Source organism: Cellulomonas sp. P4_D11 (assembly GCF_056401915.1).
This window is the reverse complement of record NZ_JBFUIK010000003.1, coordinates 143,495-155,812: the sequence shown is the minus strand read 5'-3', so window position 1 is coordinate 155,812 and position 12,318 is coordinate 143,495. Positions and strand designations below refer to the sequence as shown.

General features: G+C 73.8%; 14 protein-coding genes. 10 read left to right on the top strand and 4 right to left on the bottom strand.

Going from position 1 to position 12,318, the window contains the following annotated elements:
• The first annotated feature begins 8 nt into the window (after positions 1–8).
• The 8 genes from AC1DT4_RS03355 to AC1DT4_RS03320 all read left to right on the top strand — a co-directional run bounded on the left by AC1DT4_RS03355 (position 9) and on the right by AC1DT4_RS03320 (position 6,933).
• Positions 9–980, top strand: coding sequence for an FKBP-type peptidyl-prolyl cis-trans isomerase (locus tag AC1DT4_RS03355; protein WP_477088347.1), 972 nt, complete (start codon positions 9–11; stop codon positions 978–980).
• A 105-nt stretch (positions 981–1,085) separates the two neighbouring features.
• Complete coding sequence (locus AC1DT4_RS03350) at positions 1,086–3,143, top strand: elongation factor G (RefSeq protein WP_477088346.1); 2,058 nt, start codon at positions 1,086–1,088, stop codon at positions 3,141–3,143.
• Positions 3,140–3,496, top strand: coding sequence for a nucleotide pyrophosphohydrolase (locus AC1DT4_RS03345; protein WP_477088345.1), 357 nt, complete (start codon positions 3,140–3,142; stop codon positions 3,494–3,496). The genes AC1DT4_RS03350 and AC1DT4_RS03345 overlap by 4 nt, the downstream gene beginning before the upstream one ends.
• Positions 3,497–3,514: 18 nt before the next feature.
• Positions 3,515–4,132: an L-threonylcarbamoyladenylate synthase gene (locus AC1DT4_RS03340; RefSeq protein ID WP_477088344.1), complete on the top strand. Its 618-nt coding sequence runs from the start codon at positions 3,515–3,517 to the stop codon at positions 4,130–4,132.
• 102 nt (positions 4,133–4,234) lie between these two features.
• Positions 4,235–4,684, top strand: coding sequence for a TIGR00725 family protein (locus tag AC1DT4_RS03335; RefSeq protein ID WP_477088343.1), 450 nt, complete (start codon positions 4,235–4,237; stop codon positions 4,682–4,684).
• 93 nt (positions 4,685–4,777) lie between these two features.
• A complete protein-coding gene (locus AC1DT4_RS03330) occupies positions 4,778–5,545 on the top strand; it encodes a uracil-DNA glycosylase (RefSeq protein ID WP_477088342.1) in 768 nt (255 codons plus the stop codon).
• A gap of 37 nt (positions 5,546–5,582) precedes the next feature.
• Complete coding sequence (locus AC1DT4_RS03325; RefSeq protein WP_477088341.1) at positions 5,583–5,999, top strand: VOC family protein; 417 nt, start codon at positions 5,583–5,585, stop codon at positions 5,997–5,999.
• 154 nt (positions 6,000–6,153) lie between these two features.
• Positions 6,154–6,933: an SDR family NAD(P)-dependent oxidoreductase gene (locus AC1DT4_RS03320; RefSeq protein ID WP_477088340.1), complete on the top strand. Its 780-nt coding sequence runs from the start codon at positions 6,154–6,156 to the stop codon at positions 6,931–6,933.
• 3 nt (positions 6,934–6,936) lie between these two features.
• Here the strand turns inward: AC1DT4_RS03320 and AC1DT4_RS03315 are convergent, their stop codons facing one another.
• The gene (locus tag AC1DT4_RS03315) at positions 6,937–7,803 is read right to left on the bottom strand and encodes a DUF2510 domain-containing protein (protein WP_477088339.1); all 867 of its coding nucleotides are present in this window, start codon (positions 7,801–7,803) and stop codon (positions 6,937–6,939) included.
• Positions 7,804–7,886: 83 nt separating this feature from the next.
• Between AC1DT4_RS03315 and AC1DT4_RS03310 the strand changes: the two genes are divergently transcribed.
• Positions 7,887–8,834 carry a glycoside hydrolase family 113 gene (locus AC1DT4_RS03310; protein WP_477088338.1) on the top strand — a complete coding sequence of 316 codons (948 nt, stop codon included), beginning with the start codon at positions 7,887–7,889 and terminating at the stop codon, positions 8,832–8,834.
• Here AC1DT4_RS03310 and AC1DT4_RS03305 read toward each other — a convergent pair.
• Both AC1DT4_RS03305 and AC1DT4_RS03300 read right to left on the bottom strand, forming a co-directional pair.
• Positions 8,827–9,477, bottom strand: coding sequence for an RDD family protein (locus AC1DT4_RS03305; protein ID WP_477088337.1), 651 nt, complete (start codon positions 9,475–9,477; stop codon positions 8,827–8,829). The genes AC1DT4_RS03310 and AC1DT4_RS03305 overlap by 8 nt on opposite strands.
• A gap of 116 nt (positions 9,478–9,593) precedes the next feature.
• A complete protein-coding gene (locus AC1DT4_RS03300; protein ID WP_477088336.1) occupies positions 9,594–10,346 on the bottom strand; it encodes a TetR/AcrR family transcriptional regulator in 753 nt (250 codons plus the stop codon).
• Positions 10,347–10,486: 140 nt separating this feature from the next.
• Here AC1DT4_RS03300 and AC1DT4_RS03295 point away from each other — a divergent pair, with 140 nt between their 5' ends.
• Positions 10,487–11,425 (top strand): NAD-dependent epimerase/dehydratase family protein, encoded by a 939-nt coding sequence (locus AC1DT4_RS03295; RefSeq protein ID WP_477088335.1) that lies wholly within the window; start codon positions 10,487–10,489, stop codon positions 11,423–11,425.
• A 32-nt stretch (positions 11,426–11,457) separates the two neighbouring features.
• Here AC1DT4_RS03295 and AC1DT4_RS03290 read toward each other — a convergent pair whose 3' ends face one another.
• Entirely contained in the window at positions 11,458–12,270 is an 813-nt protein-coding gene (locus AC1DT4_RS03290) for an RDD family protein (RefSeq protein ID WP_477088334.1), read from the bottom strand.
• Positions 12,271–12,318 lie beyond the last annotated feature (48 nt).

Genomic DNA, 12,318 nt, shown 5'->3' with positions numbered 1-12,318 from the left:
GGACCCTCGTGCGTCGCACGACCACCGCCCGCCGCGGCCTCGCCGCTGCAGCTCTCGCCCTGACCCTCGGCCTGTCGCTGGCCGCCTGCTCCGGTGACTCCGGTGCCGACCCGTCGCCGTCCGCGACGTCCTCGTCGACCGAGAACCCCGCCGACGTGGCCGCGCTCGCCAAGGTGAAGGTGGAGGGCGACGCCGGCACCAAGCCGACCATCACGCTCCCGTCGACGCCGTTCACCGTGAGCGGCCTGACCGTCCGCGTGGTCGACGAGGGCACGGGTGCCGAGATCACCGAGGGCCAGACGCTGTCGATCCAGACGACGGCGATCTCCGGCGCCGACGGCAGCGCGCTGGGCGACACGTACTCGAGCACCCCCGAGTCGCTCGTCGCCGACGACACGCTGCTGCCCGCCCTGCACGACGCTCTCGTCGGCCAGAAGGTCGGCGTCCGCATCCTGTTCGCCGTGCCGGGCAGCGCCGACGCGTCCGCCACCGCGGCCCCGGTCACCAACGTCGTCGTCGGCGAGGTCGTCGCCGCCAAGGACACCCCGCCGGTCCCGAAGCGCGCCGAGGGCGAGGCCGTGACGCCCCCCGCCGGCCTGCCGACGGTCACGCTCGACGCCGACGGGAAGCCGTCGCTGACGCCGATCAGCGACCCGGCACCCACCACGCTCGTGGTCCAGCCCCTCATCAAGGGCGCCGGCGCTCCGGTGACCGCGGACCAGACGCTGACCGTGCACTACACGGGCTGGCTCTGGGACGGCACGCAGTTCGACTCGTCCTGGGACCGCGGCGAGCCCGCCACGTTCGCGCTCAGCGGCGTCATCCCGGGCTGGACGCAGGGCCTCACGGGCCAGACTGTCGGCAGCCAGGTGCTGCTGATCATCCCGCCGGAGCTCGGCTACGGCGCCCAGGGCAGCGGCGACTCGATCCCGCCGAACTCCACGCTGGTGTTCGTCGTCGACATCCTGGCCGCCTCCTAGCACCACCGCTCCACCGACGAGCCCGGGACGCCTCGCGTCCCGGGCTCGTGGCGTCCTAGGGTGGCGGGGAGAGCCAGACGACCCCGGAGCCCGGGAGTGTGCACGATGGACCAGGCAGCGACGCCGAGGATCCGCACGGTGGCGCTGCTGGGCGCGGCCGGGTCGGGCAAGACCACGCTCGCCGAGGCGCTGCTGCACCGCGCCGGCGTGCTCACGCGTGCGGGCCGCGTGGAGGACGGGTCGACCGTGACCGACCACGAGCCGGAGGAGATCGCTCGCGGCATCTCCCTGGGCCTCGGCGTCGCGCCCTTTCCGTGGACCGCACCGGACGGCAACGCCTATGACGTGACCCTGCTGGACGCGCCCGGATCGGCGGACTTCGCGGGCTCGGTCGATGCCGCGCTGGCCGCCGCGGACCTCGCGCTGATCGTGGTGAGCGCGGTCGACGGCGTCCAGGCGGGCACGCACGCGGTGTGGCGGCTCGCGGCGGAGGCCGGGGTGCCGCGGATGGTCGTCGTGACCAAGGAGGACAAGGCGCGGGCCGACTTCCGGCACGTGCTGGCGGACCTGCGGGCGGCGTTCGGCGACGGCCTCGTCCCGCTGGAGCTGCCGCTCGGCGAGGAGACGGCGTTCACGGGCGTCGCCGACGTCCTGTCCGAGGAGGGCCTCGCCTACGACCGCGAGGGCCACCACCACACCGAGGCGCTCCCGGCCGGGCTCGCCGACGAGGAGCACCGGCTGCACGACGAGGTCACCGAGGAGATCGTCGCCCACGACGACGAGCAGCTCGAGCGCTACCTGTCGGGCGACGAGCTGTCCGCGACGGAGCTGGAGAGCACCCTCGCGCACGAGGTCCGCGACGGGGAGGCGTTCCCGGTCCTGGTCGCGTCCGGAGTGACGGGCGTGGGCGTCGACCGGCTCGCGGACCTGCTGTGCGAGCTCGGACCGTCACCCGCGGACCGGACCGCGCGCGTGCAGGCCGGGAAGACCGAGGTCGAGGTGGCCGCCGATCCGGCGGGTCCGACGCTCCTGTACGCCTTCCGGACGCTGGCGGACCCGTTCGTCGGCCAGGTGACCATGTTCAAGGTGCTCTCGGGCACGGTCCGCAACGGCGACCGGCTGGTCAACACCGCGACGCGCACGGAGGAGCGGATCCCCGGGCTGTTCCGGCTGCGCGGCAAGGAGCACCTGCCCGTCGACGCCGTCCCCGCGGGGCAGATCGGCGCCGTCGCCAAGCTCACCGGGACCCCGTCGGGAACCCTGCTGGCGGAGCGGACCGGGCCGGCCGCGTCGATGACCGCCCGGCCCCCGCGCGCCCGGGACACCGTGTACGCGCTCGCCCTTGAGCCGGTGACGCAGTCCGACGACGACCGCCTGTCCGCCGCCCTGGCGCGCCTGACCGCCGAGGACCCCACCCTGCGCGTCGACCGGTCGGGCGACAGCACCGTCCTGCGCGGGCTCGGCGACACCCACCTCGCCGTGGCGCTCGAGAGGCTGGCGCGCGTGTTCGGCGTGCACGTGAGCACGTCGCCGGTGCCGGTCGGCTACCGCGAGACGATCCGCCGCCAGGTCGAGGCGGAGGGCAAGGTCAAGAAGCAGTCCGGCGGGCACGGGCAGTTCGCCGTGGTGCAGCTGCGGGTCTCGCCGCTGCCGCACGGGTCGGGGTTCGAGTTCGTCGACGCCATCGTCGGCGGCGCCATCCCCCGCACCTACGTGCAGGCGGTGCACAAGGGGGTCGTCGAGGCGATGGCCGGCGGCGGGCCGCACGGGTACCCGGTGGTCGACCTGCGCGTCGAGGTCTACGACGGCAAGTCGCACTCCGTCGACTCCTCCGACATGGCGTTCCGCACCGCGGCCGGCAACGGCGTGCGCGAGGCGCTGCACGCCGTCGGCACGATCGTGCTCGAGCCGATCTGCCACGTCTCGGTGACGGTGCCGGTGTCCGCGCAGGGCGACGTGATGAGCGACCTGTCCGCGCGCCGCGGGCACATCAACGCGACCACGTCGCTCGACGACGGTCTCGTGCTCATCGAGGCGTCGGTGCCCGAGGCCGAGCTCGCCCGGTACGTGCTGGACCTGCGCTCGCTCACCGGCGGCCGGGCCGAGCTGTCCATCGAGCCCGACCGGTTCGAGATCTGCCCCGACCACCTGGTCCCCGCGTGACCGACGAGCGCGAGCTCGCCGAGCTCACGCGCCTGGTCCGGGAGTTCAGCACCGAGCGCGACTGGCAGCAGTTCCACGACCCCAAGTCGGTGATCCTCGCGCTGGTCGGGGAGGTCGGCGAGCTGGCGGAGCTGTTCCAGTGGGTCCCCGCGCACGAGGCGGTCGCGCGGTTCTCGGACCCGTCACGCCAGGCCCGCGTCGCGGAGGAGATGGCCGACGTCCTGGTCTACCTCGTGTGTCTCGCCGACGTGCTCGGCGTCGACCTGGGCGAGGCCGCGCGGGCCAAGCTGGCGGACTCCCACCGCCGGTTCGCGGCCGACGAGGTCCGCGGCGTCGCGCCCGACAAGCCGTAGGCGCCTAGCCTCGTCACCATGGCCCGGTACTTCGACGTCCACCCCGAGAACCCCCAGCCGCGGTCGATCGCGCAGGTGGTGGAGCTGCTCCGCAAGGACGCCGTCATCGCCTACCCCACGGACTCCTGCTACGCGCTGGGCTCCCGGATCGACAACCACGACGGCGCCGACCGCATCCGCAGGATCCGACACCTCGACGACCGGCACCACTTCACGCTCGTCTGCTCCGACTTCGCGCAGCTCGGCCAGCTGGTGCACCTGGACAACAGCGCCTTCCGCGCGATCAAGGCCGCCACGCCCGGCCCGTACACGTTCATCCTGCTGGCGACGCCCGAGGTGCCCAAGCGGCTCGCGCACGCGAAGAAGCGGTCGGTCGGCGTGCGCATCCCGAACCACCCCGTCGCCCAGGCGATCCTGCGCGAGCTGGGCGAGCCGCTCCTGTCCAGCACCCTGCTGATGCCGGGGCACGAGTGGCCGATGGTGGAGGGCTGGCAGATCAAGGAGGAGCTCGACCTGGAGCTCGACGCCGTGGTCGACGCCGGCGACTGCGGGACCGAGCCGACGACGGTCGTCGACTGGACGGACGGCACGCCGGAGGTGGTCCGCGTGGGCGCGGGCGACCCGGACCGGTTCTGACCGTGATGCTCGAGAACGTCACTTCGCCGCGAGAACGGCAGTGTGAAGTGACGTTCTCGCGGTGAAGTGACGTTCTCGTTGGGGGTGGCGGTGTACGTAGGGGTGGTCGGACCGTCCCAGGCGTCTGCCGACGAGCTCGCCGACGCGGAGGCCCTCGGGCGCGGTCTCGGGGAGCGCGGGCACGTCGTGCTCTGCGGGGGGCACGGCGGGGTGATGGAGGCGGTCGCGCGCGGGGCCGCGGGCGTCGGTGGCACCGTGGTCGGCCTCCTGCCCGGCTCATCGCGGGACGAGGCGAACCCCTACGTCACGGTCGCGATCCCGACGGGTCTCGGGGAGCTGCGCAACGCGCTGCTCGTGCGGTCGAGCGACGTCGTCGTCAGCGTCGGCGGGTCCTGGGGCACGCTGAGCGAGGTCGCGCTCGCCGTCCGGACCGGCGTGCCTGTGGTGGCGCTGCGCGGGTGGCCGCTGCCGGGCGACCCGGGGTTGACGGCCGTCGCCACCGTCGACGAGGCGCTGAGCACCGTCGAGACCCTGGGCGCCTCCCGTGGTTGAGGACGGGCGTCGCGAGAGCGCGGGTTGCGCACGAGAGCGTAGGTTCGCACCCACGTTCTCGTGCCGAACCCACGGTCTCGTGCGCGGTGGCCGATGACGCGCGCGGCCGGTGTGCCGACCAGCGCGGCCGATGTGGTCCGCGCCGCGGCTGCCGTGGACGACCTCGCCGCGCTCGACGCCGTCGTCCCGACGTGCCGCGCATGCCCGCGGCTGGTCGCGTGGCGGGAGCTGGTCGGCGTCGAGAAGCGGGCGGCGTTCCGCGACGAGACGTACTGGGCGCGGCCCGTGCCGGGCTTCGGCGACCCGCACGCCGCGGTGCTCGTCGTCGGCCTCGCGCCCGCCGCCCACGGCGCCAACCGCACGGGCCGCATGTTCACCGGCGACCGCTCGGGCGACTTCCTGTTCGCCGCGATGCACCGCACGGGCTTCGCCAACCAGCCGGTGTCCGTGTCCCGCGACGACGGCCTGACCCTCACCGACATCCGCGTCACCGCCCCGGTGCGCTGCGCACCGCCCGCCAACGACCCGACCCCGGACGAGCGCCGGACGTGCGGCCCGTACCTCGGCCGGGAGCTGCAGCTGGTGCGGCCGGGCGTGGTCGTGGTCCTCGGCGCGTTCGGCTGGCAGGCGCTGCTCACCTCGCTCGCCGAGCAGGGCTGGGACGTCCCGCGGCCGCGGCCGAAGTTCGGGCACGGCGTCGAGCTGGTCCTCGTGGGGCCCGATGGCGCCGGGCTCACGCTGCTCGGCTGCTTCCACGTCAGCCAGCAGAACACCTTCACGGGGCGCCTGACCCCGGCAATGCTCGACGCGGTGCTGCTGCGGGCGCGAGACGTGGCGCGCGGTGTCAGGGGTGGCCGCTAGCGTCGACGGATCGGCTTCCGGAGAGGACGGTCCCGCTGTGGAGATCTCGTTCGTCGCGGGCTTCGGCCCCATCACGCGGGACGTCGACGCGGCCCGCCGGTTCTGGGGCGACGGCCTCGGCATCCCGCTCGAGGAGCCGGTCCCCGGCTACCTCACCAACGACCACCTGGACGGCGTGAAGGCGTTCGCCCTCTGGCCCCTGACCCAGGCGGCGGAGTCGACGTTCGGCTCCCCCGACTGGCCGGCGGACGTCCCGACGCCGCAGGCGTGGCTCGAGCTCGACGTGCCCTCCGTCGAGGCGGTCGCCGCGGGGGTCGCCGAGCTGCGGGCCAAGGGCCACCGGCTGCTCAAGGACGCCACCGAGGAGCCGTGGGGCCAGACCACCGCCCGCCTGCAGAGCCCCGAGGGGCTGCTGGTCGGGATCACCTACACGCCGTGGTTGCACACCGCCTGACTCAGGCGCGCGGGGCCCGCCACACGCCGTCGGCCGCGAGCGCCCCCAGCTCGTCCAGCGGCGCGCCCGGTCCAGCAGCTCCGCCCGGTTCCCGTGGTCGTAGGTGCGCGGCAGCGCCTACCTTGGCCGAACATCCACCGGACGGAGCACGCGCATGGACCACCACGGCACCACGGCCCTGATCACCGGCGCCAGCTCCGGGCTCGGCGCGGAGTTCGCCCGCGCGCTGGCCGCCCGGGGCGCCGACCTCGTCCTGGTCGCGCGCCGTGCGGACCGTCTCGAGACGCTGGCCGGCACGATCCGCGCGCAGCACGGCGTGCAGGTCAGGGTGGTCCCCGCCGACCTCACGGTGCCCGGCGCGGCCGCCACGCTGCGCGCGGAGCTCGACGGCGTCCACATCGACACCCTGGTGAACAACGCCGGCTTCGGGCACTTCGGCGACCTCGTCGACACGGACCCCGCGCTGGTCCTCGACATGGTGCAGCTCAACGTCGCGGCCCTGGTCGACCTCACGCGGACGTTCCTGCCGGACCTGAGGAGCGGCCGCGGGGCGCTTGTGAACATCGCGAGCACCGCGGCCTACCAGCCGTGCCCCCACCTCGCCGTCTACGGCGCGACCAAGGCGTTCGTCCTGTCGTTCACCGAGGCGTTGCACGCCGAGCTGCGCCCGACGGGGCTGCGCGTCCTCGCGCTCTCGCCGGGGGCCACCCGGACGGAGTTCTTCGACATCGCCGGCTCGGAGGCGCAGGTCGGCCGGATGCAGGAGTCGGCGGACGTCGTCGGCCTGGCGATGCGCGCGCTCGACCGTCGCCGGACCCCCGCCAGCGTCGTCTCCGGGCGGTCCAACGGGCTCGCCGCGGCCGCCGCCCGGCTGTTCCCGCGCCGCGTGACCCTGGCGGTCAGCGACCGGCTGATGAGCCCGCGCAGCGTCTGACCGTCAGGTGCCGGCGCCCGCGTCCGGCGCGAGGCACAGGTAGAAGCCCGTGCCGTCGTTGAGGTTCAGCACCGACGTCGTCGGGGCCGGGCACTGCGTCCCGGCGGCGTCGAGCACCACCTGCGTGCCGACGTACTGGTGCGGATCGGTGCAGCGGACCTGCCGGACCATGCTGTCCGTGCCCGTCCAGCACGACCCGGCGACGGCCGGGCCCATCGGCGGCAGGCTCCCGGCGCGGTTCACCTGCACGATGCCGACGACCGCGAGCACGACGGACAGCCCGGCGACGACGAACGTGACGACCTTGCCGCCCGTCGACCACGGCGCGCCGCCCTGGCCGACCATGACCCGGTACGCCCGGACCGACCGCACGTAGGCCGCCGCCGCCGTGATCAGACCGCCGGTCGTCACGTAGTGCCCGCTGTTGTCGGTCAGCCCCAGCTCGATCGCGCGGGCGCGGAACAGGGCCAGGGCCCCGCCGACCACTAGCGCAGCCGTGCCGACGGCCAGCGAGGTGAACAGGTGGCGGCGGGTCGCCCGGATCGCCGCCTGGTCGACCGCGTACCCCGTCGAGCCGGTGAAGCCCGTGGACCCGGCGAAGCCCGCTGATCCCGCAAAACCCGCTGATCCCGCGAAGCCCGCTGCTCCCCCGATGCCCGTGGCGCCCGAGCCGCCGAACGACGGATGGCCCGACGACGGCGCCCCGAACCCGACCGGCTGCCCGTAGGCCGTGACGGGCTGCGGCACCGTGGCGGGGGGCGCCAGCGGCCTCGTCGTCTCCGTCCAGCCGGCGCCGTCGAACCACCGCACCACGCCCGGCGTCACGCGGTCGTCGTACCACCCCGGCGGGTGTGTGGTTGCTTCGGTCACCCCACACCGTTCGGCAGATAGCGGTTCGAACTTGATCGTCGGGACCTTTGTTAGTTCACCGAAGAAAGCCGTACGCTGCCGGGATGGACTACGTGGCAGGGATGACGTGGGGCTGGACGGGCGTGCGCGGGACGTGGGGCGGCCCGGAGGCGGAACGGTCGATGGACCTCATGGTCGAGCGCCTCGGGGTGACCTGGACCGCGATCGCGTTCGGCGCCCTGCAGGACACGCCGCAGTCCACGCAGATCCACTTCCGGGACGAGCCGACCGTCACCGACGACGAGGTCAGGTGGGCGATCCGCGCCGCGAGGGCCCGCGGTCTGCGCGTGTGCCTCAAGCCCGTGGTCAACGTGCGCAACGGGACCTGGCGGGCGCACATCAGCTTCTTCGACGTCGACGTGCCGCCGGAGCCGACGTGGGCGCAGTGGTTCGCGGCCTACACCGAGTTCATCGTGCACCACGCCCGGATCGCCGCCGACGAGGGCGTCGAGATGCTGTGCATCGGCTGCGAGCTGGTGCAGTCGGACCACCGCGAGGTCGAGTGGCGCGCGCTCGTCGCCGAGGTCCGTGCGGTCTACGACGGCCTGGTCACGTACAACTGCGACAAGTACCAGGAGGACCACGTCGGCTGGTGGGACGCGCTCGACGTCATCTCGTCGTCGGGCTACTACCCGGTCGACGACTGGGAGAACCAGCTGGACCGCATCGAGCCGGTGGTCGCCGCGCACGGCAAGCCGTTCTTCTTCATGGAGGCCGGCTGCCCGAGCCGCGTCGGCTCCCCCGCGCTGCCCAACGACTGGGCGCTCGAGGGCGCCGCGTCACCGCAGGCGCAGGTCGACTGGTACGAGGCCGCGTTCGCGGCGTGCGCGCGCCGCGACTGGGTCCGCGGCTTCATGCTCTGGGACTGGCCGGCCCGGCTGTACGACGAGTCCGCCGCCGCGACGAACGGCGACTACTGCGTGTTCGGCAAGCCGGCCGAGAGCGTCGTGCGGAGCGCCTACGCGACGGCACTCCGCACAGGCGTCAGCTGACGACGACCGTCTTCGTGAGCTTGTCCGAGAACGTCTGGCGCTTGGGGTCCCAGATCGGCCACAGGTACCCGAGGTAGAAGAACCCGTCGACGTAGTGCGCGAGGTCGCGGACGAACGCCATCCAGACGCCGAGCGGCTGACCGTCCGCCTCCCTCTGCATGGTGAGGCCCACGGCCTTCTTGCCCAACGACTGCCCGGTCCGCCCCGCCAGGAACCACCGGTTCCACGCCCACAGGACGAACGACACCAGCCCGCCCAGGGCCATCGACCCGAGGCCGGCCGACGACGGCTGGCCGACCGTGTTGCCGAAGGAGTCCGTCCCGGGCACGGTCGCCGCCGACATCACGAGCAGGCCGATGATGTAGGGCATGAGCGCGAGCGAGTCGATCATGTAGGCACCGACCCGCTGGATCCACGACGCATACGTCGGCGCGAACAGGTAGCCGCCAGGCGGGAACCCGTAGCCGCCGCCGAACGGCTGCTCGTAGGGAGGGGCGCCGAAGGCGGGCGCGGCGTACGCGCCGTAAGCGGGCGCGGCGTACGCGGGAGCGCCGTAGGCATCGGCCGGAGGCTGGCCGTACGGGCCGGGCGCCGTCGTGGTCCACGCACCGGTCGGGGGCTGGTACGGGTTCGGGGTGCTCACGGATCTCCTGCGGTCTCGATGTCAGGCCTGCGTGTCGGCACCTCATCGAAAGGGAGCGTGGGCGTGTTGAGCCGCGGCCGACCGCACCCGCGCGCGTCACCCGGTCGGACCTGGTCTCAGTCGCCGGACCCGAGGTCCACGTGCAGGCCGACGCCGGCTGCGGCAGTGGCGATCGTGACGTCGAAGAGCAGGCCGAAGTCGTCGGCGACGCGGTGCAGGTGGCCGAACAGCTCGACCGAGATCGCCCCGATCAGCGAGGTGAACAGGGTGGCCGACCGGGCCGCGGCCCGGGCGAGCTCGGGCGGCACCTCAGCGGGGTCGTCCCACCCGGCGAACGCGTAGACCTCGGGCGCGAGGCGGTGCGCCGGGTCGAACGTCGGCCCTGCGGGCGCGAGGGCGCCGCTCCCGTACGCCTCCATGAGCAGCCCGACGATGACGCCCCACATCCGCAGCGCGGACCGGACGGTGTCGTCGGGCGCCCGGTATCCGCGCACGGGCGTGCCGTAGATCAGCTCGAACGAGTACCGCTGCTCGAGAGCCCACCCGCGGACCGCGCGGGCGACCTCCAGCCAGGTCCGCGCCGGATCGGCCCCACGCTCGCGGGCGGCGGCGGCCGCGGCCTCCGCGGTCGCGCCCACCGAGTCGTAGGCCTCGATGATCAGCAGCGTGAGCAGCGCGTCGCGCGAGTCGACGTAGCGGTAGACCGCCGACGACGCCATCCCGAGGTCGCGGGCGACCGCGCGCAGGCTGAGGTCGGCGGATCCCTCGCTCTCCAGCCGCGCGCGGGCGGCGGCGAGCAGCTCGGCCATCACCTCGGCACGGGCCCGCTCCCGTGCGGAGGCGGGCACGCGGTTCGTCGACTCGGTCACGGCGACAGTGTGCCTTCTCGTCGGTCAAAGTGCGAGCACCGATCACGTGTGCGAGCAGTGCTCTTGTTTCGTCGTCGAAAGTCTGCGAGCATCGCTCACAACAGAGAGCACTGCTCTCGTTCAGACGAAGGAGACCCACCATGAGCCGCCACGTGATCCTGGGCAAGGGCGCAGTCGGCACCACCCTCGCCCGGCACCTTGCCGACCAGGGCGCCGATGTCCTGGTCCTCAGCCGCTCGGGGGGCTCGTCGTCCGACCGGATCACCCACGCCACCCTCGACGCGACCGACACCACCGCGCTCGTCGCGGCCGTCGCCGGGGCGGACGTGCTCTACAACTGCGCCAACCCCACCTACGACCGCTGGGCCACCGACTGGCCGCCGATGTGGACCGCCCTGCTGGACGCCGCCGCCCGGACCGGCGCGGTGCTGGTCACCGCCGGCAACCTCTACGGCTACGCCACCCACGGCGAGGTGATGACGGAGGACTCGCCGCTCGCCGCCACCGACACCAAGGGCGCCGTCCGCGCGCAGATGTGGCGCGAGGCCGAGCGTCGGCACCGCGCGGGCGAGCTGCGGGTCACGGAGGTGCGGGCCGCGGACTACCTCGGCCCACTGGCCGACGCCCAGGCGCACGCCGGGCCGCGTTTCGTCGACCCGCTGGTCGCGGGCAAGGTCGCGCGGCCGGTGGTCGCGGTCGACCAAGCGCACAGCTGGACCTACCTGCCGGACTTCGCGCGCGCGCTGGTCGCCGCCGGCAGCACGCCCGCCGCCTGGGGTCACGGCTGGCACGTCCCGACGGCCGAACCGCTGACGTTCCGCGAGCTGGGGGTGCGGATCGCGACCGCGGCCGGAGCGCCGGCGGCGCGGATCCGCCCCGTGCCCGCGCTCGTCGTGCGCGCGATGGGCGTCGTGTCCCCGATGCTGCGGGAGGTCACCGCCGTCGGCGACCACTTCGCGCGGCCCTACGTCATGGACACGGCGGCGTCGTCGCGCGTCCTCGGTCTCGTCGCGACGCCGTGGGACGTGGCCGTCGCCGAGACCCTCGCCGCACGCCGCCGGGAGCTCGCACGGGTGTGAGACGCGGGTCTGAGGCGCGCGTGTGTGGCCGGTCAGCCGAGGACGACGGTGCCGACGATCTGGTCGGCGAACGTCCGCCGCTTGCCGTTCCACAGCGGCCTCAGCCAGCCGACGAGCGACAGAGTGTCGACGAGGTGCGCCAGCTCGCGGAGCAGGGCGGTCCTGATGCCGACCGGCAGGTCCGTCGACTCGTCGGCGAGCCGGATGCCCATCGCCTTCTTGCCCAGCGACTGCCCGGTCCGGCCCTGCCAGACCCCGCGGTTCCACACGATCGCGGCGAGCACGAACGGGATCACCGTCATCTGCCCCTGGATCATCGGCACGTTGTACGCCATCAACGCCGAGTCCACGAGCACGCCGGCCGCGAACGGCAGGACGAGGACCAGGAGGTCGATGGCGAGCGCGCAGGCGCGGGTGCCCCAGCCGACGTAGGTCTCCACGACCTTCGCGAACGGCAGGAGAGGGATCTCGTCCACGTCTACCGGCGTCGGCTCCGCGGGCGCCGGCACAGGCGTCTGCCCGTCCGTCGGCGGCGCGTCGGGCGCAACGTCGCCGTCGCTCGTCGGCACCTCGCCTCCCGCGCTCTCGGCGTCGGCCGTCTCGGCGTCGGCCGTCTYGGCGTCGGCCGTCTCGGCGTCGGCCGTCTCGGCGTCGGCCGTCTCGGCGTCGGCCGCGATCTCGTCGTCGGCCACGGACGCGTCGATGGCCGGGTCGTCCGAGGGTGTCGGCAGCGTCAGCGCGCCGTACGGGGGCGTGGCCACGGGGCCGTCGGGCAGGTCCTCGTCGTGGTCGCGAGGCTCCGGCAGCCACGCGATCGGGAGCTGCGGGAACGCGCTGCTGCTCACGGCGAGCTCCTTCGCGATCGGTGGGGTGGCGCGACGACGGCGCTGATG